Here is a 23519-nt window from a genome sequence, read left to right as displayed (position 1 = left end):
TCACTCCCCCACCGACGAGCCGGACGAGACCGGGACGGCCTTCGCGAAGCCGCCGTCGACCATCAGGTTCGCCACCGTCTCCAGCTCCGGCGGAGACCCCGCCAGCCGGGACAGGAACGCGTCGAAGTCCTCACCGCACGGCAGGAGCAGCCGCTCCACCCGCTCGGCCTGCGACCACGACGGATCCACGTCCCGTACGTCGTCGTAGGCGCAGAACCACACCGAGCCGAGCCGGTCGCCCTTCACCTTCACCGCGAGCAGCCCGCCCTGCACGAACCCGACGCCCAGGTAGTCCTTGGTCAGATGGTCGCGCAGGCACTTGTTGACGTACACCAGGTCGTTGACCGCCGCCTCCTCGCGCACCGTGAAGAAGGGCTGGTCGATCAGCAGCCCCAACTCCGCGTCCAGCGCGGTCCCCACGGGCGCGCAGCCGCCGGCCGCCTTCAGGAACGTGCGGTAGGCGCCCGGCAGCCGGTACCCCAATTCCTCCTCGACGCCCTGCACTTGCTGCTCAGTGACCGCCACGCCCGACTTCGGCAGCCCGAAGTGCGCGGGGCGCGTCTCCTGGAGCGGCCGCGTGCCCCGCTTCGTCTGGTCGACGTTCGCGGTCGCGATCCCGCCGTGGTGGCGCAGCAGCGCCTTCACCTCGACCGGGACCAGCTCCAGGCGCCGGCCGCCCGCCACGTGGTGCCACGTCCAGCCGTGCGGGGTCGCCACGTCGGGCACCGTGTCCCACAGCTCGTGCCCCGAGGCGGCGAGCGCCGCGTTCGCCGACACGTAGTCCGTCAGCCGCAACTCGTCGACGCCGAAACCCTCCGGCGGGTCCGCGATCTGCGCCGCCGCCCGGGCGTACGGCGAGAAATCGGGGTGACCGTGCTCGTCCACCCGTACCCCTCGCGGGTGACGGGAGGCGCGCACCGGATCCGGGAAGTGCACGACCTGCCCGGCATAGGCCGCGTTCGGCGGCGTGGCCTGTCCCCCGGCCTGGCGGCCGGGTGGAACCCCGAGCCCGAGCCGACCTGTCGTCATGGCGGTTGCCCCCTGCGGCACTCTGTACGGCCCTCGGCGAGAGGGGCTGCCGCCCCCGCGAACCGAAGCCCGTATCGACTACTTCTCTCCAAACGCGTCGGCCGCGCGCATCGCGGCTGCCGACAGCCTATGCGGTACGCCGACACCGGTCACCGGGCCTCCGGTTCCGCGGCCCCGCCCACCGCGGGCCGCCCCCGCCCCCGCCGTGACCAGCCGTCACCCCGCCGTGACGCACCGCCCCGCACGGGCGTGTCGCGCCGCCCCAGCTTCCGCACCAGCCACGGCATTTGGCACTCTGTGTCCTTCGGGGGAAGCCCGGGAGGGGAAAACGATCATGAACGCGACGCAGACGGGACCGCACACCGGCACAGGCGGCGACCCGCGCATCGGCTGGAGCGGCACCGACGCGCCGCACGCTCCGGTCCTGCGCCACCGCCGCGACGGCATACTCCCCACCGTCGCCGCCGCCCTCTCCGTCCGCGGCGCCACCCTCACCGGCACCGCCGCCCGGGGCGAGGAGCCGCCCGCCCTGCACCCCCTCGTGCAGGACTTCCTCGACACCCTCACCAGCGCCCAGCGCGACCGCTTCACCGGCCGCTGCGCCGAGACCATCCTCATCTCCCGGCACATCGCCGCCGCCGACGCCGCCCGCAGCAAACGCGCCGCGCGCAAACCCATGACCAACGGCGAGGCGCGCAAGGCCCTCAAGCAGGCCAAGCTCACCGCCCGCCACATCCGCGAGGACGGCGACCCCCTGCACGGCGGCTTCGCCGCGCCCTGCCGGGCCTGCGCCGCGCTCAGCGCCCACTTCGGCGTCCGCGTCGTCGACCCGGCGGCCGACGGCGACTGACGCCCGGCGCCCCGCGCCCGGCCTCCCTCACCCCCGCACGACCACCGCCGCCTCGACGAACGAAGGGCAGATGCACACCGACCGCACCTCAACCACCCGCTTCGCCGTACCCGTCGACGCCGCCCTGCGCGCCGCCGGATGGCAGCCCGGGCGCTGGGACATAAAGCAGGCCGAGGTCTGGGCCGACACCCTCCGCGAGTACACCTCGCCCGCGGGGCACCGCCACTGCGTCTTCCCCGCGGCCGTCGAGGCCTGGGCCGAGTTCGGCGGACTGCGCGTCCACCCCACCGGGCCCGGCCGCGTGATCGCGCCCGCCGCCCTGCACCTCGACCCGCTGCACGGCCTGCACATGGCCCGCACCCTCGGCGACCTCGGCCGCGCCCTCGACACCGAGGTGTGCCCGCTGGGCTCCGAGACCGGCACCGAGTCGCTGCTCGCCATCGACAGCGAGGGCCGCGTCTACGCCCTCGACCACACCGGCGACTGGTACCTCGGCCCGGACATCGACCGGGCCCTGTCCGCCCTGCTCTCCGGCGCCGAGCCCCTCCGCCTGACCACGGGCTGACCCCGGCCCGCCCGCACCCCCTCGGCCCAAGAGACGGACGCCCCTCAGGTCGCCGCCGGGATCACCGCCGACACCCGGAAGCCCCCCGCGTCGGTCGGCCCCGAGACGAACACGCCGCCCAGCGCGGTCACCCGCTCGCGCATGCCGAGCAAACCGTTTCCTCCGGACGGCAGCCGCGCCGCCGACGCCGAGGCGAGTTCCGGCGGCGGCTCGTTCTCCACCTGCATCGCGATCTCCGAGACCCGGTGCGCGAGCCGCACATGCGTCTTCGCGCCGGCCGCGTGCTTGTGCACGTTGGTCAGCGCCTCCTGCACCACCCGGTACGCGGTCTGCTCGACCTCCGCGGCGTACGGCCGCGCCTCCCCCTCCACGGACAGGTTCACGACCATCCCGGCCGCGGCCGACTGCCCGACCAGCTCCTCCAGCTCCGACAGCGACGGCCCCTCGCCCTCGACGGCCCGCGAGGCCGCGGCGGCGACCGCCGCCCCCACCGCCGCCAACGGCACGGAGGGGACCGGGGAGGCGGAGGCCGGCCGGGGCGCGGGCACCGGCGGCCGCTCCTCCCCGCTGCGCAGCACCCCGAGCATCTCCCGCAGTTCCGTCAGCGCCTGGCGCCCCATGTCCCCGACCAGAGCCGCGTTCCTGACCGCCTTCTCGGGATCCTTGCGGGCCACGGCCTGGAGGGCGGCGGCGTGCACCACCATCAGGCTCACCCGGTGCGCGACCACGTCGTGCATCTCCCGCGCGATCCGCGTGCGCTCCTCGTTGCGGGCCCACTCGGCCCGCTCCTCGGCCCGCTCCGCGAGCAGCTGCAACTCCCGCTCGAGGCTGTCCGCCCGCTCGCGCAGCGACTCCATCAGCCGCCGCCGGGCGCCCACGTACAGGCCGAGGAGGAGAGGAGGCGCGGTCAGTCCCAGCGAGGTGGTGACGGCGGCGAACGGCACGAACCAGTCCCCGAGGGTCAGGTCCCCCCGCGCCATGTCCTGCCGCACCCGCACGAACGTCACGATCATCGTCCCGAACAGGGACATCCCGGCCAGCGCGGCGATGATCCGCCGCGGCAGCTCGCACGAGGCCAGCGTGTAGAGGCCCACGATGCCCATCAGGAAGCCCATCTGGGCCGGTGTGATGGCGATCGCCACCAGCACCACCGCGATCGGCCACCGCCGCCGGATCAGCAGCACCGAGCCGGCCAGCAGTCCGAACACCACCCCGACGGCCAACGGCACCCCGGCGTCGCGCGCGAAGGGGATCCCCTCGGCGGCGCACTCCAGCGCGGACACCAGCGCGAGGCTCCCGTCGAGCACCGCGCCGCGCCACCGCGCCCACCACCACGGCCCGTCCCCGGCCGCCCGGTGTTCTTCCCCCGTACTGGTCATGCCCTCCAGCCTACGGGCGCTCACCCCGCCTTTTCCGACGAGTTTCCGCTACCGCCCCACACCGCGCATTCCGGCTGGACGGTATGCGGATGACATATTCGCCCCGCGCGTGACGCCCGGTGGGCGAAGTCCCGGCGGGCGCGGACCTGTACCGTCGCACCGAAGGGTCGCGGTGCGGCATAGTGTGGGGTGCCGACCCGGTGATCCGACCCGGTGATCCGAGTCGATGTCCGGTTCGGCCGGGCTTGTTCCCCCATGGTGTAACCAGGCAGCACTGAGGGTTTTGGTCCCTTAAGTTCAGGTTCGAATCCTGATGGGGGAGCTGCGGGACGCCGGCCCTGACCCAGAGGTCAGGGCCGCTCTCATCTCCCTCCACAACCGCCCCGGTATCCTGCGGATGTCCACCCCACCCAAAAGCCGAAGGGCATCCCGTGAGCGCCATTCGCCCGGCAGCCGTCGTCGTTCTCGCAGCGGGTGAGGGCACCCGTATGAAGTCGGCCACACCCAAGGTCATGCACGAGATCTGTGGCCGCTCCCTCGTCGGTCATGTGCTCGCCGCCGCGCGCGAGTTGAAGCCCGAGAACCTCGTCGTCGTGGTCGGGCACGCACGCGAGAAGGTGACCGCGCACCTGGCGGAGACCGACTCCCAGGTGCGTACGGCCGTCCAGGAGAAGCAGAAGGGCACCGGGCACGCGGTGCGCATGGGCCTCGAGGAGCTCGGCGGCTCCGTGGACGGGACCGTGGTCGTCGTCTGCGGTGACACCCCGCTGCTCACCGGGGACACCCTGCGCAAGCTCGCCGCCACGCACCAGGACGACGGCAACGCGGTCACCGTGCTGACCGCCGAGGTGCCGGACGCGACCGGGTACGGGCGCATCGTGCGGGACCCGGCCAGCGGCGCCGTGACGGCGATCGTGGAGCACAAGGACGCGACCGACGAGCAGCGGGCGATCCGGGAGATCAACTCCGGGGTGTTCGCCTTCGACGGCCGGCTGCTCACGGACGCGCTGGGCAAGGTGCGCACGGACAACAGCCAGGGCGAGGAGTACCTCACCGACGTGCTCGGCATCCTGCGCGAGGCGGGGCACCGGGTGGGCGCGTGCGTGGCGGGCGACCACCGGGAGATCGCGGGGATCAACAACCGCGTGCAGCTGGCCGAGGCGCGCCGGATCCTGAACGACCGGCTGCTGACGGCCGCCATGCTCGCGGGCGTGACCGTGGTGGACCCGGCGACCACCTGGGTCGACGTGACCGTCACCTTCGAGCAGGACGCCACCGTCCTGCCGGGCACGCAGCTGCACGGCTCCACGCATCTCGGCGAGGGCAGTGTGGTCGGGCCCAACAGCCGGCTGACCGACACCAAGGTCGGGGCCGGGGCGCGGGTGGACAACACCGTCTCCAACGGGGCCGTGGTGGGCCCGGAGGCGTCCGTGGGGCCGTACGCGTATCTGCGTCCGGGCACGCGCCTCGGGCTGAAGTCCAAGGTGGGCACGTACGTCGAGACGAAGAACGCCCGGATCGGGGAGGGCACGAAGGTGCCGCACCTGTCCTACGTGGGCGACGCGACGATCGGCGAGTACTCCAACATCGGCGCCGCGAGCGTGTTCGTGAACTACGACGGCAAGGACAAGCACCACACCACGGTGGGGTCGCACTGCCGTACGGGGTCGGACAACATGTTTGTGGCTCCTGTCACGATCGGGGACGGCGCCTACACCGCCGCCGGGTCCGTGATCACGCGTGACGTGCCGCCCGGTTCGCTGGCCGTGGCCCGCGGCCAGCAACGGAATATCGAGGGCTGGGTGGCTCGCAAGCGCCCGGGGAGCGCGGCGGCGAAGGCGGCCGAGGCGGCGTCCCGGGAGCCGGGCGAGGAGGCCTGACAGGAAACGGGTGCGCCGAACACGGCGTACCGTGATAAGTGCACATCCGCACCCCATCAGCTGAGACGGCCTCGCGCGCCCGGTTTTGGCGCGGTTGGCGGGGCATCTCCACACCCAGCTGCGAACACCCCCTCTGAGGAGACTGTGCTGTGACCGGGATCAAGACGACCGGCGAGAAGAAGATGATGTTCTTCTCCGGCCGCGCCCACCCCGAGCTTGCCGAGGCGATCGCCCACGAGCTGGGTGTCGGGGTCGTCCCGACCAAGGCCTTCGACTTCGCCAACGGCGAGATCTACGTCCGCTACCAGGAGTCGGCCCGCGGCGCGGACTGCTTCCTGATCCAGAGCCACACCGCTCCGATCAACAAGTGGATCATGGAGCAGCTGATCATGATCGACGCGCTCAAGCGCGCGTCGGCCCGCTCCATCACGGTCATCGTGCCGTTCTACGGTTACGCGCGGCAGGACAAGAAGCACCGGGGCCGTGAACCCATCTCGGCGCGTCTGATCGCGGACCTGATGAAGACGGCGGGTGCGGACCGGATCCTCGCGGTGGATCTGCACACGGACCAGATCCAGGGCTTCTTCGACGGCCCGGTGGACCACCTGTTCGCGCTGCCGCTGCTCGCGGACTACGTGGGCAGCAAGGTGGACCGTGCCAAGCTGACCGTGGTGTCGCCGGACGCCGGCCGGGTGCGGGTGGCGGACCGCTGGTGCGACCGGCTGGGCGCCCCGCTGGCGATCGTGCACAAGCGGCGCGACAAGGACGTGGCGAACCAGGTCACGGTGCACGAGGTCGTCGGTGACGTGAAGGGACGTATCTGCGTCCTGGTGGACGACATGATCGACACCGGTGGCACCATCTGCGCGGCCGCGGACGCGCTGTTCGCGCACGGCGCGGAGGACGTCATCGTGACGGCGACGCACGGTGTGCTGTCGGGTCCGGCGGCGGACCGGCTTAAGAACTCCAAGGTGAGCGAGTTCGTGTTCACGGACACGCTGCCGACGCCGGGCGAGCTGGAGATGGACAAGATCACGGTGCTGTCGATCGCGCCGACGATCGCGTCCGCGGTGCGCGAGGTGTTCCGGGACGGCTCGGTGACGAGCCTGTTCGACGAGCAGTAGGCGGACGGGCTCCGGCCGCCAGGTAGATCGTTTTGGGTTCGGCCTCCCCTGCCGAGTAGACTGCACCAGTTGCTCGGCGAGGGAGGCCGTGGCCGTTCTTTCGGGGACGGATGCGGCGGTCCGTAATCGACGCGCTCTTCGTAGCAGGCCGTTCGTGTGGCCGGGTGACCAGTCCCCTTACTACTGCGAGGAGTGAAGAGCATGTCCGAGGTGAAGATCGCCGCCGCGACGCGCACCGAGTTCGGCAAGGGCGCCGCCCGCCGCATCCGCCGTGACAACAAGGTCCCCGGTGTGCTGTACGGCCACGGTTCGGACCCGCTGCACCTGACCCTGCCGGGCCACGACCTGCTGCTGGCGCTGCGTACGCCGAACGTCCTGATCTCGCTGGACATCGACGGCAAGACCAACGAGCTGGCGATCCCGAAGTCCGTGCAGCGCGACCCGCTGAAGGGCTTCCTGGAGCACGTCGACCTGCAGTTGGTGAAGCGCGGCGAGAAGGTCACCGTCGAGATCCCGGTGCACGCCGAGGGCGAGCTGGCCCCGGGCGGCAACCTGCTGGAGCACGTCCTGGCCGCGCTGCCGGTCGAGGCCGAGGCCACCCACATCCCGGAGCAGGTCACCGTGTCCGTCGAGGGTCTCGCGGCCGGCGCCTCGGTCCACGCCAAGGACATCACCCTGCCGAACGGCATCTCGCTGGCCGTCGACGAGGACGCGGTCGTCCTCCAGGTCCTGGCCGCCCAGGCCGAGGAGGCCCCGGAGGGCGAGGAAGGCGAGGGCGAAGAGGCCGCCGAGGCCTGATCGCCGCATCTGCCGTACGTCGTTTCGCCGGCCGCTGTCCCCGTGTCAGGGCCTGTCTGACCATTCCCGTCTGCCACGAGACGCCATGCACGCACTCTCGCCGCACCGGCCCCAGACCCAAGTACGTCCAGTACGAGGGTCTGGAGCCGGCACGCCGAGAGCACGCACCTGACGCCACGCGGCCGCCCTTCGGGCGACGACGCGAATGGTCAGACAGGCCCTACGCACGGGGGCGGCGGCCGGCGCGTATCGAGGACATCGAGGAGACACCGCCGTGAGCACCCCCGCGAACGCCCCCTGGCTGATCGTCGGCCTCGGCAACCCCGGACCGGAGTACGCCATGAACCGGCACAACGTCGGGTTCATGGTGGTGGATCTGCTGGCCGACCGGATCGGGGGCCGGTTCAAGCGGGCGGGCAAGGCGCAGGCCCAGGTGGTGGAGGGGCGGATCGGCCCGCCCGGACCGGACAGCCGGCGGGTGGTGCTGGTCAAGCCGATGTCGTACATGAACCTGTCGGGCGGCCCGGTGAACGCGCTGCGCGACTTCTACAAGGTGCCGCTCGCCAACATCGTGGCGGTGCACGACGAACTGGACATCGACTACGGGGTGCTGCGGCTGAAGCTGGGCGGCGGCGACAACGGGCACAACGGGCTGAAGTCGATGACGAAGGCGATGGGCCCGGACTACCACCGGGTGCGCTTCGGGATCGGGCGCCCGCCGGGCCGTATGCAGGTGGCGGACTTCGTGCTGAAGGACTTCTCCCCCACCGAGCGCAAGGAGCTCGACTACTTCGTGGACCGGGCCGCGGACTCGGTGGAGTGTCTGCTGGCGGAGGGGCTGGAGCGGGCGCAAAGCTCGTACAACTCCTGACTTGTCGCCCGGCCGGACGGCCGCCGAGTTGACCGGCTGTGCGGGTATGGCCAATGATCCCGGCCATGCCTGCCGCTGCCGCCGCCCGCCGCCCCCGCCGGAAGGGACAGCCCCGCCAGGCCTCGTCCGCCGCGCTCCGGTTCGGACGGGTCGCGCTGATGGGGACGGTCGCCGTGCTCATCGTCGTCGCGGGCGTGTGGGCGTCCTGGGAGAGGGCGCCCTACGTGATGCTGACCAAGGGCCGCGAGCAGGGCACGGTCGTGGTGACGCGCTGCGGCGAGGACACCTGCACGGGTCCGTACACCCCCGTGACGACGGGGTCGGCGGCCCGCGACCGGGTGGTGATCGCGCACACGGTGGCCGTGAAGAAGGGGCGCACCTACAGCGTGGTCGTCAAGCCCGGCACCGACGAGGTGCTGCGCTCGGGCCCCGCCGGGATCCTGTACGCGTGGGCCCCGCTGGGCGGCGCGCTGCTGCTGGCCTCGGTGGTGGTGGCGGGCGGGCTGCGCCGCGCCCGGGCCGCGTGGGCGCTCGCCGGCTCGGGACTGGCCCTGCTGACGGCCGCGTTCCTGGCACTGTGAGCGGCCCGGAAGGGACACGGGGGTGCCCCCGGTCCGTGGGAGACCGGTGATCTCCCACTGGGCCGGGGGCACCCTTGTTCCGTCCGGTCAGCCGGTGTTGCGCAGGCCGGCCGCCACGCCGTTGACCGTGAGGAGCAGGGCGCGGGAGAGCAGCGGGTCGGGCTCCTCACCGGCGGCCACCGCGTCGCGCTGGCGCTTGAGCAGGGCGACCTGGAGGTAGGAGATCGGGTCGAGGTAGGCGTCGCGGATCGCGAACGTCTGCTTCAGCACCGGCTGGGCGTCGAGGAGTTCGCTCTCCCCGGTGACGCGCAGGACCTCGCTGACGGTGAGTTCGTGCTCGGCGCGGATGGTGTCGAAGATGTGCCTGAGGTCGTCCGGGACGAGCGTGTCGACGTAGTGCCGGGCGATGCGCAGGTCGGTCTTGGCGAGCGTCATCTCGACGTTGGAGATGAAGTTGCGGAAGAAGTGCCACTGCTGGTGCATCTCTTCGAGCACGGTGTCCAGGCCTGCCTCGCGCAGCGCCTTGAGGCCGGAGCCGACGCCGAACCAGCCGGGCACGATCTGCCGCGACTGGGTCCAGCCGAACACCCACGGGATGGCGCGCAGTCCGTCGAGCGAGACGCCCGAGCCGGGGCGGCGGGAGGGCCGCGAGCCCAGGTGCAGGTCGGCGAGCTGGTCGACCGGCGTGGAGGCCAGGAAGTACGTCGGCAGGTCGGGGTCCTCCACCAGCTTGCGGTAGGCGGTGTGGGCGGCCTCGGAGACGACGTCCATGGCCGCGTCCCAGCGGGCGAGGGCCTCGCCGGACTGGCGGGGCGCGGTGTGCAGGGCGGAGGCCTGGAGGGTGGCCGCGACGGTCAGTTCCAGGTTCTCCCGGGCCAGGGACGGGATGAGGTACTTGTCGGAGATGACCTCGCCCTGCTCGGTGACCTTGATCTCGCCCTCCAGGGTGCCCCACGGCTGGGCGAGGATCGCGTCGTGGGTGGGGCCGCCGCCGCGGCCGACGGTGCCGCCGCGGCCGTGGAAGAGGCGCAGCCGTACGCCGTAGCGGTGGGCGACGTCGCGCAGCCGGCGCTGGGCGCGGTGGATCTCCCACTGGCTGGTGGTGATGCCGCCGAACTTGGAGGAGTCGGAGTAGCCGAGCATGACCTCCTGCACGTCGCCGCGCAGGGCGACGAGCCGCCGGTAGGACGGGTCGGAGAGCATGTCCTCGAGGATGGTGTCGGCGGCCTTGAGCTCGTCGGTGGTCTCCAGCAGCGGCACGATGCCGATCTTCGCCCAGCCGGCGTGCAGGTCGAGCAGTCCGGCCTCGCGGGCGAGGACGGTGGCGGCGAAGACGTCGTCGGCGCCCTGGCACATGGAGATGATGTACGACTCGATGACCTCGGGCCCGAAGACGTTCAGGGCGCGTCCCACCGTCTCGAAGACGCCGAGGGTCTTGGCGCCGGCCTCGTCGACGGGGGCGGGGGTCGGGGCGAGCGGCCTTCTGGACCTCAGCTCCTTGGCGAGCAGCTTGGCGCGGTATTCGCGGGGCATGTCGGCGTAGCGCCAGGACTCCTCGCCGAGCCGGTCGAACAGCTGGCCGAGGGCGTGGTGGTGGGCGTCGGCGTGTTCGCGTACGTCCATGGTGGCCAGCTGGAGGCCGAAGGCGGCCAGGGTGCGGATGGTGCGGTTGAGCCGTCCGTCGGCGAACAGCCCGCCGCGGTGGGCGCGCAGGGAGTCCTGCACGAGCCGCAGGTCGGCGAGGAGTTCGGCGGTGCCGAGGTAGTCGTGGCCGGGCTCGTGCGGGGTGCCGGTGGCCAGGCGCCGCTTGGTGTTGACGAGCTTCTGCCGGATGCAGGTGGCCTTGAGCCGGTAGGGCTCCTCGGCGTTGAGCCGCTTGTAGCGCGGGCTGATCTCGGGGAGCTTGTCGAGGTCGGCCTGGAGGGAGGCGAGGAGTTCGTCGGTCGCGCCGGTGTAGCGGATGGAGTTCGACAGGAAGCCGCGCAGCTCGTCGATCATGTCGAGGGCGTCGTTGATGCCGTGCTCGTGCTGGAGGATCAGCACGTCCCAGGTGACCTGCGGGGTCACGTTGGGGTTGCCGTCGCGGTCGCCGCCGATCCAGGTGCCGAAGGTGACCGGGCGGGTGTCGTCGGGCAGCTTCACGCCGACGCGCTCGAGCTCGGCGGTCAGGTCCTCCAGGACGTCGCCGACGGCGCCGGCGTGGAGTTCGTCGAGGTAGTAGATGGCGTTGCGGGCCTCGTCGGCGGGCTCGGGGCGTACGACGCGCAGCTCGTCGGTCTGCCAGACGAGGTCGATGTTCTCGGCGAGCCGGGTGTCGTGGCGGCGGCGGTCGGACTCGATGACCGGGGCCTCCAGCAGGGCGGCGATGCGCCGGAGCTTGTTGAGGACCGAGCGGCGGGCGGCCTCGGTGGGGTGGGCGGTGAAGACCGGGCGGACGTTGAGGTGCCTGACCGTCTGGCGCAGGTGCTCGGGGTCGGCGTCCTTGAGCCGGTCGGCGGTGCGGGAGATGAGGCCGCCCTCGGCGGCGCGGCGGGCGCGCAGTTCGCGGCCGCGGTGGACCTGCTCGGTGACGTTGGCGAGGTGGAAGTAGGTGGAGAAGGCGCGGACCAGCTTGGCCGCGGTCTCCAGTTCGGTGCCGCGCAGGAGTTCGGCGGCGGCCTCACCGTCCTCGCGGGTGAGGCGGCGGACCTTCTCGACCAGGTCGAGGAGTTCGGGGCCCTCCTGCCTCACCAGGGTCTCCCCGAGGAGGTCGCCCAGTCGGCGGATGTCGGCGCGCAGCTCGCTGCTGGTCGTCGTCTGGTCGTCGGCACTGCTCACAGGTGCGGCTCCTTGCAGTGATCAGAAGGTGTGTCGCGCCGGCGTCTCCCTGGAAGGGTCGTGGCGGGCGACGGGTAGGGATCGTCTGAGAGGGAACCCGGACGAGTGCCGCGCGGCGGCTGCCGCATACGGGCCGGGCATCCGGGAAGGAATCTTCTTCAGCGGACCGCGCTGTCCGACCGACACCAAGTCTAGGTGGCGGGCGGCGCGCGCAGGCCACGGGCTCTTGCCGCGCGGCGACGCACTGCCATACTTACGACGCCGTAGGTTACGGAACCGTAGGGAGCTGGTCGGTCTCCGGAACCCGCGGCGTCTGCCTCGACCCTCGACCCCACAGGGGACGCCCATGACCACAAGCTCCGATGTGATCGACGACGCCCCGAAGGCGACCGACACCGCTGCACCCTCCGCCACGCTGGGTGGCGAGCAGAAGCGTTCGATCGAACAGATCACGCTGCTGCTGTTCATCACCGTCCCGTTCCTCGCCCTGCTCGCGGCGGTGCCGCTGGCCTGGGGCTGGGGAGTGAGCTGGCTGGACCTCGGCCTGCTGGTCTTCTTCTACTACCTCGGCTGTCACGGCATCACGATCGGTTTCCACCGGCACTTCACCCATGGTTCGTTCAAGGCCAGGCGGCCCCTGAAGATCGCGCTGGCGGTCGCGGGGTCGATGGCGGTCGAGGGCCCGCTGGTCCGGTGGGTCGCCGACCACCGCAGGCACCACAAGTTCTCCGACCACGAGGGCGACCCGCACTCCCCCTGGCGGTACGGCGAGACGGTCCCGGCGCTGATGAAGGGCCTGTGGTGGGCCCACGTCGGCTGGATGTTCGACGAGGAGCAGACCCCGCAGGACAAGTACGCGCCCGACCTGATCAAGGATCCGGCGCTGCGGGCGGTCTCGCGTCAGTTCGTGCTGTGGACGGCGGTGTCGCTGGCGCTGCCGGCGCTGATCGGCGGCCTGGTCACGATGTCGTGGTGGGGGGCGTTCACCGGGTTCTTCTGGGGGTCGCTCGTCCGGGTGGCGTTGCTGCACCACGTGACGTGGTCGATCAACTCGATCTGCCACGCGGTCGGCAAGCGCCCCTTCAAGTCGCGGGACCGCTCGGGCAACGTGTGGTGGCTGGCGGTCCTGTCCTGCGGCGAGTCCTGGCACAACCTGCACCACGCCGACCCGACGTCGGCCCGGCACGGCGTGGAGCGCGGCCAGCTGGACTCCTCCGCGCGGATCATCCGCTGGTTCGAGAAGCTCGGCTGGGCCTACGACGTGCGCTGGCCGTCACGCTCGCGTATCGATTCCCGCCGGAACACGGGCGAAGACGGCTCCCGGCGCCGGAAGGAGACGGCCGAGACGGCATGATTGACGCCGTGGCGACCGACTCCAGCAGCACTCCCAGCAATGAGAAGCCGCGGCGTGCGCGCCGCACCCGGATGACCGGTGCCGAGCGCCGCCAGCAGCTGCTGGAGATCGGTCGCACCCTGTTCGCGGCGAAGGGTTTCGAGGGCACGTCGGTGGAGGAGATCGCGGCGAAGGCCGGGGTGTCCAAGCCGGTGGTCTACGAGCACTTCGGCGGCAAGGAGGGGCTGTACGCGGTGGTGGTGGACCGCGAGATGCGGCGGCTGCTGGACATGGTGACCAGCTCGCTGACGGCCGGTCACCCGCGCGAGCTGTGCGAGCAGGCGGCGTTCGCGCTGCTGGACTACATCGAGGAGTACACGGACGGCTTCCGCATCCTCGTCCGCGACTCCCCCATCCCGCAGTCGACGGGGTCCTTCGCCTCCCTGATCTCGGACATCGCCACCCAGGTGGAGGACATCCTGGGCCGCGAGTTCAAGTCCCGCGGCTTCGACCCCAAGCTGGCCCCGCTGTACGCCCAGGCGCTGGTCGGCATGGTCGCCCTGACCGGGCAGTGGTGGCTGGACGTGCGCCGCCCGAAGAAGGCGGAGGTGGCCGCGCACCTGGTGAACCTGGCCTGGCACGGCCTGGACGGCCTGGAGCAGAAGCCGCGCCTGATCGGGCACCGCAGGAGCTGACGGCGCCGCCGCCGGCCGGGCGGCCGCTCTCAGCCGGCCGGTTCGAGGAACTCCAGGCGGTTGCCCACCGGGTCCTCGGAGTAGAAGCGGCGGTGGCCGGGGAGGTCGCCGTCCCAGGTGACCGGTGCACCGCGCTCGGCGAGGCGGGCCGCGTAGGCCTCGATGCCGGTCACCCGCAGGCCCGGGTGGGCCTTCCTCGCGGGACGGAAGTCGTCCTCGATGCCGACGTGGAGCTGGACGGCCCCGGCCTGGAACCAGCAGCCGCCGCGCGCCGCGAGCACGGGCGGCTTGGGGATCTCCGTCATGCCGAGCACTCCGGCGTAGTACGCCCGCAGGCGGTCCTCCGAGCCGGGCGGCGCGGCCAGCTGCACATGGTCGACGGCGGTGAGCATTTCTCAGGCCTCCTTGGTGGCCACCGCGAAGACGCGGCGGAAGGGGAACGGGGTGCCGTGCGGACCCGCCGGGTAGGCCTCGCGCAGGGCGGTGCGGTACGCGGCCAGGAACTCGTCCCGGGCCGCCGGCTCGTCGGCGAGCGCGGTGAGGACCGGGCGCAGGCCCGTGCCCTTCACCCAGTCCAGGACCGGGTCCTCGCCGGGCAGCAGATGGACGTACGTCGTCTCCCACACGTCGGCCGAACAGCCGAGCGCGGTGAGGCGCTCCAGGTAGGCCGCGGGCTCGTGGACGGCGTCCTCGTGGCGCAGGACGCCGCCGAGGCGGTCCGCGAAGCGGGCGGAGGCCGCGAGGTCCCGCATCAGGCGGTGGCTGGGGGCGGAGAAGTTGCCGGGCACCTGGAAGGCGAAGGTGCCGCCGGGCTTCAGGGCGGCCACCCAGTCGGCGAAGCGGTCCACGTGCCCCGGCACCCACTGGAGTGTGGCGTTGCTGATGATCAGGTCGTGCGGCTGCGCGGGCCTCCAGGTGCGGGCGTCGGCGTGGGCGAAATCCAGGCGGCCGCCGTCCGGGGTGGGGCCCGCGTGCTCCACGACGGCCTTGTCGAGCATCTCGGTGGAGTTGTCGTAGCCGGTGACGCCGGCGGTGGGCCAGCGGGCGGCGAGGAGCACGGTGACGTTGCCGGGGCCGCAGCCGACATCGGCGATCCGGGGCCGGCCGGAGGGCAGTGCGGGGACGCGGGCGAGGAGGTCGGTGAAGGGGCGGGCGCGGTGGCCGGCGTGGCGCAGGTACTGGGCGGGGTCCCATACGGGGGTCGGTTCGGGCACGGCGGCCTCCTTCGAGTCGTACTCCGTTGTCCGTCCCCCACCTTCCCGGAGCAGGTAGCTTGATGTCAAGAAGCTTGATGTCAAGAAGCTTGATGTCAAGAGACTTCACGTCGACACAACCACTACACTGATCGCCATGGAGGACGAGGTCGATCGACTGGTCGCGTCGTGGCGCCGGGAGCGCCCGGACCTCGACGTGGAACCGCTCGAGGTGCTCAGCCGGGTGAGCCGGCTGGCCCGGCACCTCGACCGCGCACGCCGGCTTGCCTTCTCCGAGCACAGCCTGGAGCCCTGGGAGTTCGACGTGCTGACCGCGCTCAGGCGCGCGGGATCCCCGTACCAGCTCTCGCCCGGACAACTGCTGACCCAGACCCTGGTCACCTCGGGCACGATGACCAACCGCATCGACCGGCTGGCCAAGAAGGGCCTGGTGGAGCGGCTGCCCGACCCCAGTGACCGGCGCGGTGTGCTGGTCCGGCTGACGGAGGAGGGCAAGGACCGCGCCGACCGGTCCCTGGCGGGACTGCTCGACCAGGAACGCGCCATCCTCGGGGAGCTGTCCCCCGCCCAGCGCGCCGAACTGGCGAGTCTGCTACGCCAGTTGACCGCCCCGTTCGACAACATCCCCGGTTAGGTCGACCGGGCCGACCCCGGCCCTGCGGGCCAGCGCCACGGCGGCGAGGGTGGAGTGCACGCCCAGCTTGCCCAGGACGTTCTGCATGTGGGTGCGCACGGTGTGCGGGGACAGGTACAGCCGCTCGGCGACGGCCTTGCGGCCCAGGCCCGCGACCATGCAGCGCAGCACCTCGCGCTCGCGCGGGGTCAGCGACTCCACCAGCCGCTCGCTCTCGGTGCGGTGCTTGCGCGCGGCGGTCAGTTCGCGCAGTACGCCGGTGAGCAGGGCGGGCGGGAGGTGGGTCTCCTCGCGCAGCACGCCCCGGATGACGGTGAGCAGCCGGGACAGCGAGCAGTCCTTGGCCACCCAGCCGGACGCCCCGGCCTGCAGCGCGAGCGCGGCCCGGCGCGGGTCGTCCTTCTCGGCGAGTACGACGGTCCGTACGCCCGGCTGGGCGCCGCGCACGCCGGCGACCAGGGAGATGCCGTCGACGAGCCCGTCCGCGTTGCCCTCCTGCACGGGCACGGCGGCCCGGCCGCCCATCACGTTGCCGCCGAGGTCGGCGTCGACGAGCAGCACGTCGAAGCGCCGGCCCTCGGCGGCGGCGCGCTCCAGACAGCGCAGTGCCGCCGGGCCGGAGCCGGCCGCCAGGACGTCGACGTCGGGCTCGGCGGCCAGGGCGGCGGCGAGCGACTCGGCGAAGATGCGGTGGTCGTCGACGACCAGGACTCGGATGCGAACCACTGAAAACCCCCTTCCCCAGGCTCCTTGAGGAGCAGGGGATTCCCGATCGTCCAAGGAGTGCCGGCCGGCACGGGTCCGACGCCCGCGGCGGGATGACCGCACGGCCGCCGCCATGCGGAACTGCTACCCCCGCTTCGGGCATCGAACCCGGCTGTCTCGCCCCCTGAACGGCGCCGGCCCCCACCGGCACCGTTCCTCAGAGTACGGGCGGGCGCCTGGAGGGGAAGGCAATTCGCAGAACTGGCCGTCGAGCGCGTTTAGGGTGTGCCGCATGTTTCGTATTGAGGCAGAAGTCGACAAAGAGCGGTGCGATCTGCTCCGCTCCCGCCTCCGCGACACGAACACGGCGGCGTCGCCCGTCCTCGCCGCCCTGCGCGGAACACCCGCCGAACGCGAACTCCCCCTGCACGTCTGGGCCCTGGACGGGACCGGCGCCCTGGCGGGCGGTCTGGTGGGCCACACCTGGACCACCTGGCTGCACGTGGCGTACCTGTGGGTCGACGAACGCCACCGCGGCGCCGGCCTCGGCTCCCGCCTCCTCGCCCGCGCCGAACGCCTGGCCGTCACCGAACGCGGCTGCCACGGCGCCCGCCTGGAGACCTGGGACTTCCAGGCCCCCGACTTCTACCGCCGCCACGGCTACAAGATCGTCTGCGCCATCCCGGACTACCCCCCGGGAGTCACGGAGTACACCTTGCTCAAACCCCTGCGCTGACCGGGGCGTTCACACGCCAGGCCGTCGGAGCCGGCCGTGGGGCGGGTGGTCAGGACAGGCGGCCCGCTCCCGCCGACGGTACCGCTTCGAAGGTTCGGGGGGGTGTGAAGCCCGCTGTCGTGAAGGCCTCCTCCACCGCCTTCGTGACGGCCGGAACGTCCGCCTGTGCGGTCAGGACGATCGCCGAGCCGCCGAAGCCGCCGCCGGTCATGCGGGCGCCCAGGGCGCCTGCCGCCAGGGAACTCTCGACGGCCAGGTCGAGTTCGGGGCAGGAGATGCGGAAGTCGTCGCGGAGGGAGGCGTGGCCCTCCGTCAGGACGGGGCCGATGGCGCGGGGGGTGCCCGACTCGAGCAGGGAGACCACGCGTTCGACGCGCTCGTTCTCGGTGACCACGTGGCGTACCAGGCGGCGGATCTCCTCCTCGTCGCCGAGGCGGGCGAGGGCGGAGCCGAGTCCGTCGTAGGGGATGTCCCGCAGGGCGTCCACGCCGAGGAGCGCCGCGCCCTTCTCGCAGCCGGCCCGGCGCTTGCCGTACTCGCCGTCGCTGTGGGCGTGCTTGACGCGGGTGTCGACGACCAGCAGGCGCAGGCCCTCGGCCGCGAGGTCGAAGGGGATCTGGCGCTGGGACAGGTCGCGGGTGTCGAGGAACAGGGCGTGCCCCGCCTCGCAGCAGGCGGAGGCGGTCTGGTCCATGATGCCGGTGGGGGCGCCGACGTAGACGTTCTCGGCGCGCTGGCACAGGCGGGCCAGGCGCCAACCCTCGAGGCCGAGGGAGAAGAGGTCGTTGAGGGCGGAGGCGATGACGACCTCCAGGGCGGCGGAGGAGGACAGCCCGGCGCCCGAGGGGACCGTGGAGGACAGGTGCACGTCGGCGCCCGTCACCGCGTGGCCCGCCTCGCGCAGCGCCCACACGACCCCGGCCGGGTAGGCGGTCCACGCCTTGTCCGAGCCCGGGGCCAGAGCGTCCACGCGCAGTTCGACGGGGCCGCCCGGCACGTCCGCCGAGTGCAGCCGCAGCACGCCGTCGGTGCGGCGGGCGAGCGCGGCGACCGTGACGTGCGGCAGCGCGAACGGCATCACGAAGCCGTCGTTGTAGTCGGTGTGCTCGCCGATCAGGTTGACCCGGCCGGGCGCCGCCCACACCCCGTCCGGCTCGGCGCCGTACAGCGCGGCGAAGCCGTCCCGGACCTCTTGTGCCCCCACTCAGCTCTCCCTTGCGATGTGCTGCGCGAACTCCCAGGCGTCCGCGACGATACCGGCGAGGTCCGTGCGGGAGGGCCGCCAGCCGAGCCGCTCGCGGGCCGCGTCGGCGGAGGCGACGAGGACCGCCGGGTCGCCGGCCCGGCGCGGGGCCGTCACCTCGGGGACGGGGTGGCCGGTGACCTGCCGGACGGTCTCGATCACCTCGCGGACGGAGAAGCCGCTGCCGTTGCCCAGGTTGCAGATCAGGTGCTCGCCCGGGCGGGCCGCCCTCAGGGCGAGGAGGTGGGCCTCCGCCAGGTCGGCGACGTGGATGTAGTCGCGTACGCAGGTGCCGTCCGGGGTGGGGTAGTCGTCGCCGTAGACGGAGATCGCGTCCCGGCGGCCCTGCGCGACCTGGAGGACCAGCGGGATGAGGTGCGACTCGGGGTCGTGGCGCTCGCCGCTCGCGCCGTAGGCGCCGGCCACGTTGAAGTAGCGCAGCGAGACCGCGCCCAGGCCGTGCGCGGCCGCCTCGCCGCCGATCATGTGGTCTACGGCGAGCTTGGAGGCGCCGTAGGGGTTGGTGGGCCGGGTGGGGGCGGTCTCGGTGATGGGCACCTGCTCCGGCTCGCCGTAGGTCGCCGCCGTGGAGGAGAACACCAGCGTGCGCACGCCCGACTCGCGCATCGCGGCGAGCAGCGCCATGGTGCCGCCGACGTTGTTCTCCCAGTACTTCTCCGGCTTCACCACCGACTCGCCGACCTGCGAGAAGGCGGCGAAGTGCAGAACCGCTTCGAAGGAGGGGTCCAGCCACTTGGCGGCGTCGCGGATGTCGCCCTCGACGAAGGCGGCGCCCCCGGGGACGGCCTCGGCGAACCCCGTGGAGAGGTTGTCCAGGACGACGACCTCGTGGCCGGCCTCCAGCAGGTGCCGGGCGACCACGCTGCCCACGTAACCCGCGCCGCCCGTCACCAGGTACTTCCCGCTCATGAACTCGCTACCTCTCGCAGTCGCTCGGCCGCGCGCTCCGGCGGCACGTCGTTGATGAACACGCTCATGCCGGACTCGGAACCCGCGAGAAACTTCAGCTTGCCGGAAGTGCGGCGAATGGTGAAAAGCTCGAGGTGGAGCGCGAAGTCGTCGCGTACGACGCCCTCGAAGTCCGCCAGCGGGCCGAACGGGGCCTGGTGCCAGGCCGCGATGTACGGCGTCGGCGGCTCGCCCTCGCCGAAGATCCGGTCGAAGCGCCTCAACAGTTCCAGATACACCTGGGGGAACTCTGTGCGCGCCGCCTCGTCGAGGCCGAGCAGGTCGGGGACGCGGCGCTTGGGGTACAGGTGGACCTCGTAGGGCCAGTGCGCCGCGTACGGCACGAAGGCCGCCCAGTGGGCCGACTCCAGGACGACCCGCTCACCGGCGAGTTCCCGGGCGAGGACCGCGTCGAAGAGGTTCTCCCCGCCACTGGCCTCCTTGTGGGCGGCCAGCGAGCGGAGCATCAGCGCGGTGCGGGGGGTGATGAAGGGGTAGGCGTAGATCTGGCCGTGCGGGTGACCGAGTGTCACGCCGATCTCGGCGCCCCGGTTCTCGAAACAGAACACCTGCTCCACGGAGGGCAGATGGGACAGCTCCGACGTCCGGTCGGTCCACGCGTCCAGGACCAGCCGCGCCTGCTCCTCGCTCAGGTCGGCGAAGGACGCGTCGTGGTCGGAGGTGAAGCAGACGACCTCGCAGCGCCCGGAGTCGCCGGCCAGCGAGGGGAAGCGGTTCTCGAAGACCACCACGTCGTACGAGGAGTCGGGGATCTCGCTCAGGCGCTCGCCCCGGGACGGGCACAGGGGGCACTCGTCGGCCGGCGGGTGGTAGGTGCGGCCCTGGCGGTGCGAGGCGACGGCCACGCGGTCGCCGAGCAGCTCGTCCCGGCGGATCGCGGAGCTGGTGACGGTCGGCTCCAGCGGGCGCCGGTCCACGGCGCCGCGCACGGCGTCGTCGCGCAGGTCGTAGTAGATCAGCTCACGACCGTCGGCCAGCCGGGTCGAGGTCTTCTTCACTGCCGGTCTCCCTACTGGGTCCCCCACCACTCACCAACACAATCAAACATAACACGTCACAACCAATCATCGGGCTTCTCACATCACAATCAAACAAAGACGACCAACAAAAGTGTTCAAATACTGAACGCGGAGGCGTAGGTTCCCCGCTGGACCAGTTCGCGCAACGAAGCGAGTACTCATGCAAACCCCCACATACGCCCCCGTGGAGCTGGCTGCGGGCCTACGGCTCCCCACGAACGGGCTCGACTACACGATCCTCGGCATCTACTTCGTCGTGGTCCTGGGCATCGGCTTCGCCGCCCGCAAGTCGGTGAAGACCAGCCTCGACTTCTTCCTGTCCGGCCGGTCCCTGCCCGCCTGGATCACCGGCCTGGCGTTCATCTCCGCCAACCTGGCCGCCACCGAGATCCTCGGCATGGCCGCCAACAGCGCCCAGTACGGCGCGTACACCGTGCACTGGTACTGGATCGGCGCCATCCCGGCCATGGTCTTCCTCGGCCTGGTGATGATGCCCTTCTACTACGGCTCGAAGGTGCGCTCGGTCCCCGAGTTCCTGCTGCTGCGCTTCGACCGCGCGGCCCACCTGCTGAGTTCGATCCTGTTCGCCTTCGCGGCCATCCTGATCGCCGGTGTCAACCTCTACGCCCTCGCGATCGTCGTCGAGGCGCTGCTCGGCTGGCCGCAGTGGGTCGCGATCGTGGTCGCCGGCTTCTTCGTGCTCGCCTACATCACCCTGGGCGGACTGTCCTCCGCGATCTACAACGAGGTGCTGCAGTTCTTCGTGATCCTCGCGGCCCTCATCCCGATCGTGGCGCTGAGCCTGAAGAAGGTCGGCGGCTGGGACGGCCTGACCCACAGGCTCACCGCCACCCACGGGGCCGACTTCACCACGGCCTGGGGCGGCACCGGCATCGGCCACGCCAACCCGCTCGGCGCCAACTGGCTCACCATCGTCCTCGGCCTCGGCTTCGTGCTGTCCTTCGGCTACTGGACCACCAACTTCGCCGAGGTGCAGCGCGCGCTGTCCGCGAAGAACCTCTCCGCCGCCCAGCGCACCCCGCTGATCGCCGCGTTCCCGAAGATCTTCATCGTCTTCCTGGTGATGATCCCGGGCCTGGTCGCCGCCGCGCTGGTGCCCAAGTTCGGCACGCCCGGCTCCGGTTACCAGTACAACGACGCGATCCCCTACCTGATGCAGGAGTTGCTGCCCAACGGCGTGCTCGGCATCGCGGTGACCGGCCTGCTCGCCGCGTTCATGGCGGGCATGGCGGCCAACGTGTCGTCCTTCAACACCGTGTTCACCACCGACATCTGGGCCAAGTACGTGGTGAAGCACCGCGAGGACGCCTACTACGTCCGCTTCGGCCGGCTCATCACCGCGGTCGGCGTGCTCGCCTCGATCGGCACCGCGTTCCTGGCCTCGTCGTTCTCGAACATCATGGCCTACCTGCAGACCCTGTTCTCCTTCTTCAACGTGCCGATGTTCGTGGTCTTCATCGTCGGCATGTTCTGGAAGCGGGCGTCGATGAAGTCCGGCTTCTGGGGCCTGCTCGCCGGCACCACCGCCGCGATGGTCAACTACTTCGTCATCTACAAGCAGGGCATCATCGACATCCCCACCGACCAGGGCGCGAACTTCGTCTCCGCGATCGCGGGCTTCGTGGCCGGCGCGGTCGTCATGGTCGCGGTGTCGCTGTTCACCCGCCCCAAGCCCGCCGAGGAACTCCAGGGCCTGGTCTACGGCACCAGGTCCCCCGGCATGGCCGAGCCCCCCGCCCCCGGCGACGAGGCCTGGTACCGCAAGCCCGCCCTGCTGGGCTGGGGCGCGGTCGTCATCGCCGCCCTGTGCTACATCCCGTTCTCGTTCTGACCGCGGGAGGATTGAGAGACCATGGCAGAGCACGAGTACTCCGGATACTCCGAGCAGGACGTCCAGCGCGAAGTCACCGAGCTGGAGCAGAAGTCGGCGACCGCCGCCCGCATCTTCGACCTGCGGCGCATCATCGGCGGCCTGTTCGTGCTGTACGGAATCATCGTCACGATCGCCGGCATCACCGACTCCCAGGCCGCGATCGACAAGGCCCAGGGCGTCAACATCAACCTGTGGACCGGCCTCGGCATGCTGGTCCTCGGCGTCTTCTTCCTGGTGTGGATGAAGCTGCGCCCGGTGACCCCGCCGCCGGTGAGTGAACTCCTGGAGGAGCAGAACCGGCCCGAGTGACCCGCGCCGTCCGGCTGGAGCCCGACAGGCCCATGCGGCCTACGGCTCCAGCCCCGGCATCCGGTCCACGGCGCCGAGGCCGCCGGCCGGCGCTGTCCGGGGCAGCGGGCCCGCGCGGTCCAGCAGGCCGGTGCGGGCCGCCAGGGCCGCCGCCTCCAGGCGGGAGCCGACGCCGAGCTTCATCAGGACCCGCTGGACATGGGTGCGGGCCGTGCTCGGGGCGATGCCCATGCCGGCCGCGATCAGCCGGGTGTCCTCGCCCTCGGCGACCCTGACCAGTACCTCAACCTCGCGCGGGGTCAGCATCTGCAGCAGCCGCTGGCCCTCGTCGTCGGGCTGCGCGGCAGGGTTGAGCAGCTCGCTGAAGGCGCCCTGGAGCAACTGCGGGGCGACGGCGGCCTCACCCGCGCGGGCCTTCATGATCGCCCGCTCCACGCCCTCGATGCGCTCGTCATGGCGTACGTAACCGGAGGCGCCCGCCGCGAAGGCCGCCGCGATGCCGCGCGGCGAGGGCACCGGGCCCAGCACGACCACCGCCACCTGCGCACGCTCCCGCTTGATCCGCGCCACCGGATCGAACGCGTCCGGCTCGGCCGGCGCCGCCGTGCCCAGCAGGCACACCTCGGGCGCCCTGCTGATCACCAGCTCCGCCGCGCCCGCGGCCGGCGCCGCCGCGGCCAGCACACGGTGGCCCCGCAGCTTCAGCGCCGAGGCCAGCGCCTCCGCGAGCAAGCGGTGGTCGTCGACCACCATGAGCCGCACTCCCATCGAGCAACCCCCCAGTCCCCCCCCACGGATGCCCACTATGGCTGCCCACCGCATCCGAGGGACAGGCCATCGGACAACCGCACGA

Annotated in this window: 23 protein-coding genes; 13 read left to right on the top strand and 10 right to left on the bottom strand. The window is 71.7% G+C overall.

The window, feature by feature from the left end; all coding sequences use genetic code 11:
- Complete coding sequence (locus IE217_RS30265; RefSeq protein WP_190181150.1) at positions 1 to 1029, bottom strand: SMI1/KNR4 family protein; 1029 nt, start codon at positions 1027 to 1029, stop codon at positions 1 to 3.
- Positions 1030 to 1363: 334 nt separating this feature from the next.
- On the opposite strand from IE217_RS30265, the gene IE217_RS30260 reads away from it, so the two are divergent.
- Both IE217_RS30260 and IE217_RS30255 read left to right on the top strand, forming a co-directional pair.
- Entirely contained in the window at positions 1364 to 1879 is a 516-nt protein-coding gene (locus tag IE217_RS30260) for a YwqJ-related putative deaminase (RefSeq protein WP_190181149.1), read from the top strand.
- 70 nt (positions 1880 to 1949) lie between these two features.
- Positions 1950 to 2444 (top strand): SUKH-3 domain-containing protein, encoded by a 495-nt coding sequence (locus IE217_RS30255; RefSeq protein WP_190181148.1) that lies wholly within the window; start codon positions 1950 to 1952, stop codon positions 2442 to 2444.
- Between the two features lie 44 nt (positions 2445 to 2488).
- Here IE217_RS30255 and IE217_RS30250 read toward each other — a convergent pair whose 3' ends face one another.
- A complete protein-coding gene (locus IE217_RS30250; protein WP_190181147.1) occupies positions 2489 to 3823 on the bottom strand; it encodes a sensor histidine kinase in 1335 nt (444 codons plus the stop codon).
- Between the two features lie 431 nt (positions 3824 to 4254).
- Here IE217_RS30250 and glmU point away from each other — a divergent pair, with 431 nt between their 5' ends.
- The 5 genes from glmU to IE217_RS30225 all read left to right on the top strand — a co-directional run bounded on the left by glmU (position 4255) and on the right by IE217_RS30225 (position 9077).
- Positions 4255 to 5703 carry a bifunctional UDP-N-acetylglucosamine diphosphorylase/glucosamine-1-phosphate N-acetyltransferase GlmU gene (gene glmU / locus IE217_RS30245; RefSeq protein ID WP_190181146.1) on the top strand — a complete coding sequence of 483 codons (1449 nt, stop codon included), beginning with the start codon at positions 4255 to 4257 and terminating at the stop codon, positions 5701 to 5703.
- Between the two features lie 149 nt (positions 5704 to 5852).
- Entirely contained in the window at positions 5853 to 6827 is a 975-nt protein-coding gene (locus IE217_RS30240) for a ribose-phosphate diphosphokinase (protein WP_190181145.1), read from the top strand.
- A 201-nt stretch (positions 6828 to 7028) separates the two neighbouring features.
- Positions 7029 to 7625 carry a 50S ribosomal protein L25/general stress protein Ctc gene (locus IE217_RS30235; RefSeq protein WP_190181144.1) on the top strand — a complete coding sequence of 199 codons (597 nt, stop codon included), beginning with the start codon at positions 7029 to 7031 and terminating at the stop codon, positions 7623 to 7625.
- A gap of 274 nt (positions 7626 to 7899) precedes the next feature.
- On the top strand, positions 7900 to 8496 hold the full coding sequence (pth, locus tag IE217_RS30230; protein ID WP_190181143.1) for an aminoacyl-tRNA hydrolase: 597 nt from the start codon (positions 7900 to 7902) through the stop codon (positions 8494 to 8496).
- Positions 8497 to 8549: 53 nt separating this feature from the next.
- Entirely contained in the window at positions 8550 to 9077 is a 528-nt protein-coding gene (locus tag IE217_RS30225; protein WP_190181142.1) for a hypothetical protein, read from the top strand.
- An 87-nt stretch (positions 9078 to 9164) separates the two neighbouring features.
- Here the strand turns inward: IE217_RS30225 and ppc are convergent, their stop codons facing one another.
- Positions 9165 to 11894: a phosphoenolpyruvate carboxylase gene (gene ppc, locus IE217_RS30220; protein ID WP_190181141.1), complete on the bottom strand. Its 2730-nt coding sequence runs from the start codon at positions 11892 to 11894 to the stop codon at positions 9165 to 9167.
- 346 nt (positions 11895 to 12240) lie between these two features.
- Between ppc and IE217_RS30215 the strand changes: the two genes are divergently transcribed.
- On the top strand, positions 12241 to 13248 hold the full coding sequence (locus IE217_RS30215) for an acyl-CoA desaturase (RefSeq protein WP_190181140.1): 1008 nt from the start codon (positions 12241 to 12243) through the stop codon (positions 13246 to 13248).
- Positions 13245 to 13922 (top strand): TetR/AcrR family transcriptional regulator, encoded by a 678-nt coding sequence (locus tag IE217_RS30210; RefSeq protein ID WP_132852882.1) that lies wholly within the window; start codon positions 13245 to 13247, stop codon positions 13920 to 13922. The genes IE217_RS30215 and IE217_RS30210 overlap by 4 nt, the downstream gene beginning before the upstream one ends.
- A 29-nt stretch (positions 13923 to 13951) precedes the next feature.
- On the opposite strand, the gene IE217_RS30205 is transcribed toward IE217_RS30210, so the two are convergent.
- Positions 13952 to 14314, bottom strand: a complete 363-nt coding sequence (locus IE217_RS30205) for a VOC family protein (RefSeq protein WP_190181139.1) — start codon at positions 14312 to 14314, stop codon at positions 13952 to 13954.
- A 3-nt stretch (positions 14315 to 14317) separates the two neighbouring features.
- Positions 14318 to 15136, bottom strand: coding sequence for a trans-aconitate 2-methyltransferase (locus tag IE217_RS30200; RefSeq protein ID WP_190181138.1), 819 nt, complete (start codon positions 15134 to 15136; stop codon positions 14318 to 14320).
- 136 nt (positions 15137 to 15272) lie between these two features.
- Between IE217_RS30200 and IE217_RS30195 the strand changes: the two genes are divergently transcribed.
- Entirely contained in the window at positions 15273 to 15770 is a 498-nt protein-coding gene (locus IE217_RS30195) for a MarR family winged helix-turn-helix transcriptional regulator (RefSeq protein WP_190181137.1), read from the top strand.
- Here IE217_RS30195 and IE217_RS30190 read toward each other — a convergent pair.
- The gene (locus IE217_RS30190; protein ID WP_190181136.1) at positions 15729 to 16496 is read right to left on the bottom strand and encodes a LuxR C-terminal-related transcriptional regulator; all 768 of its coding nucleotides are present in this window, start codon (positions 16494 to 16496) and stop codon (positions 15729 to 15731) included. The genes IE217_RS30195 and IE217_RS30190 overlap by 42 nt on opposite strands.
- A gap of 271 nt (positions 16497 to 16767) precedes the next feature.
- Between IE217_RS30190 and IE217_RS30185 the strand changes: the two genes are divergently transcribed.
- Positions 16768 to 17211, top strand: coding sequence for a GNAT family N-acetyltransferase (locus tag IE217_RS30185; RefSeq protein WP_190181135.1), 444 nt, complete (start codon positions 16768 to 16770; stop codon positions 17209 to 17211).
- A 49-nt stretch (positions 17212 to 17260) separates the two neighbouring features.
- On the opposite strand, the gene galK is transcribed toward IE217_RS30185, so the two are convergent.
- The 3 genes from galK to galT are packed head-to-tail and all read right to left on the bottom strand — an operon-like array spanning position 17261 to position 20442.
- Positions 17261 to 18415, bottom strand: coding sequence for a galactokinase (gene galK, locus IE217_RS30180; RefSeq protein ID WP_190181134.1), 1155 nt, complete (start codon positions 18413 to 18415; stop codon positions 17261 to 17263).
- Positions 18416 to 19384, bottom strand: coding sequence for a UDP-glucose 4-epimerase GalE (gene galE / locus IE217_RS30175; protein WP_190181133.1), 969 nt, complete (start codon positions 19382 to 19384; stop codon positions 18416 to 18418).
- Entirely contained in the window at positions 19381 to 20442 is a 1062-nt protein-coding gene (gene galT, locus IE217_RS30170; protein ID WP_190181132.1) for a galactose-1-phosphate uridylyltransferase, read from the bottom strand. The genes galE and galT overlap by 4 nt, the downstream gene beginning before the upstream one ends.
- 181 nt (positions 20443 to 20623) lie before the next feature.
- On the opposite strand from galT, the gene IE217_RS30165 reads away from it, so the two are divergent.
- Entirely contained in the window at positions 20624 to 22315 is a 1692-nt protein-coding gene (locus IE217_RS30165) for a sodium:solute symporter family protein (protein WP_190181131.1), read from the top strand.
- A gap of 21 nt (positions 22316 to 22336) precedes the next feature.
- On the top strand, positions 22337 to 22666 hold the full coding sequence (locus IE217_RS30160; protein ID WP_190181130.1) for a hypothetical protein: 330 nt from the start codon (positions 22337 to 22339) through the stop codon (positions 22664 to 22666).
- A gap of 39 nt (positions 22667 to 22705) precedes the next feature.
- Here the strand turns inward: IE217_RS30160 and IE217_RS30155 are convergent, their stop codons facing one another.
- The gene (locus tag IE217_RS30155) at positions 22706 to 23434 is read right to left on the bottom strand and encodes a helix-turn-helix transcriptional regulator (protein ID WP_190181129.1); all 729 of its coding nucleotides are present in this window, start codon (positions 23432 to 23434) and stop codon (positions 22706 to 22708) included.
- Between the last annotated feature and the right edge of the window lie 85 nt (positions 23435 to 23519).

The sequence above is a fragment of the Streptomyces naganishii JCM 4654 genome (assembly GCF_014650575.1).
In the GTDB taxonomy this organism is placed as follows: domain Bacteria; phylum Actinomycetota; class Actinomycetes; order Streptomycetales; family Streptomycetaceae; genus Streptomyces; species Streptomyces naganishii.
Note: the sequence above shows the minus strand (reverse complement) of the source record. Positions and strands in the feature narration are given on the sequence as shown.

Bases quoted from the DNA above. Each gene is read 5' to 3' on its own strand.
- IE217_RS30255 (WP_190181148.1), top strand. From the start codon at position 1,950: ATGCACACCGACCGCACCTCAACCACCCGCTTCGCCGTACCCGTCGAC.
- IE217_RS30160 (WP_190181130.1), top strand. From the start codon at position 22,337: ATGGCAGAGCACGAGTACTCCGGATACTCCGAGCAGGACGTCCAGCGC.
- IE217_RS30210 (WP_132852882.1), top strand. From the start codon at position 13,245: ATGATTGACGCCGTGGCGACCGACTCCAGCAGCACTCCCAGCAATGAG.
- IE217_RS30225 (WP_190181142.1), top strand. From the start codon at position 8,550: ATGATCCCGGCCATGCCTGCCGCTGCCGCCGCCCGCCGCCCCCGCCGG.
- galE (WP_190181133.1), bottom strand. From the start codon at position 19,384: ATGAGCGGGAAGTACCTGGTGACGGGCGGCGCGGGTTACGTGGGCAGC.
- IE217_RS30205 (WP_190181139.1), bottom strand. From the start codon at position 14,314: ATGCTCACCGCCGTCGACCATGTGCAGCTGGCCGCGCCGCCCGGCTCG.
- IE217_RS30165 (WP_190181131.1), top strand. From the start codon at position 20,624: ATGCAAACCCCCACATACGCCCCCGTGGAGCTGGCTGCGGGCCTACGG.
- IE217_RS30235 (WP_190181144.1), top strand. From the start codon at position 7,029: ATGTCCGAGGTGAAGATCGCCGCCGCGACGCGCACCGAGTTCGGCAAG.
- IE217_RS30155 (WP_190181129.1), bottom strand. From the start codon at position 23,434: ATGGGAGTGCGGCTCATGGTGGTCGACGACCACCGCTTGCTCGCGGAG.
- IE217_RS30185 (WP_190181135.1), top strand. From the start codon at position 16,768: ATGTTTCGTATTGAGGCAGAAGTCGACAAAGAGCGGTGCGATCTGCTC.
- IE217_RS30260 (WP_190181149.1), top strand. From the start codon at position 1,364: ATGAACGCGACGCAGACGGGACCGCACACCGGCACAGGCGGCGACCCG.
- IE217_RS30215 (WP_190181140.1), top strand. From the start codon at position 12,241: ATGACCACAAGCTCCGATGTGATCGACGACGCCCCGAAGGCGACCGAC.
- IE217_RS30250 (WP_190181147.1), bottom strand. From the start codon at position 3,823: ATGACCAGTACGGGGGAAGAACACCGGGCGGCCGGGGACGGGCCGTGG.
- IE217_RS30195 (WP_190181137.1), top strand. From the start codon at position 15,273: ATGGAGGACGAGGTCGATCGACTGGTCGCGTCGTGGCGCCGGGAGCGC.
- IE217_RS30265 (WP_190181150.1), bottom strand. From the start codon at position 1,029: ATGACGACAGGTCGGCTCGGGCTCGGGGTTCCACCCGGCCGCCAGGCC.